Origin of the sequence: Citrobacter sp. Cs237 (genome assembly GCF_030332325.1) — a bacterium.
Taxonomy (GTDB): Bacteria; Pseudomonadota; Gammaproteobacteria; order Enterobacterales; family Enterobacteriaceae; genus Citrobacter_A; species Citrobacter_A sedlakii.
The window spans coordinates 1-472 of record NZ_JAOWIB010000064.1; the positions used below are offsets into that span (position 1 = coordinate 1).

Below are 472 nucleotides of genomic sequence, written 5' to 3' on the forward strand. Positions count from 1 at the left end.
GTGGTGGTGCCGGAAAGCGTCAGGTCCGCGCCCTGCTCGGCGGCGTTGATCACGTCGTCGGCGGTCACGCTGTTAATGGTGATGGCCGGTGCGGCGGTGTTGACGTTCACATCATGGGTGGCCGAGCCGCTGTTGCCTGCGGCACTGGTGACGGTCACGGACACAGTGGTGGTGCCGTCGTTCAGGGCGGTGATATCTGCCGCCGGGACGCCGATGCTCCAGTTGCCGGATGCATCCACCACCGTGGTGTAGGTTTTGTTGTTAATGGTGACGACAACCGCGTCACCTGCCGCCGCACCGGTGACGGCGCCGCTGACCATCTGCGTCTGGCCGTGTTCGGCGCTGTTGATGATATCGTCGGTCGCCACGGTGTTGATGGTCACCACCGGCGCGGCAGTGTCAACGGTCAGGGTATGGCTGGCCGAACCGGTATTACCGGCGGCGTCTGCCACGCTGGCCGTCACTGCCCCCG

General features: G+C 65.5%; 1 protein-coding gene. It reads right to left on the reverse strand.

Going from position 1 to position 472, the window contains the following annotated elements:
* Positions 1–472, reverse strand: a 472-nt coding sequence (locus tag OGY07_RS01920) for an Ig-like domain-containing protein (RefSeq protein WP_286598346.1), incomplete at both ends; no start/stop codon positions are given.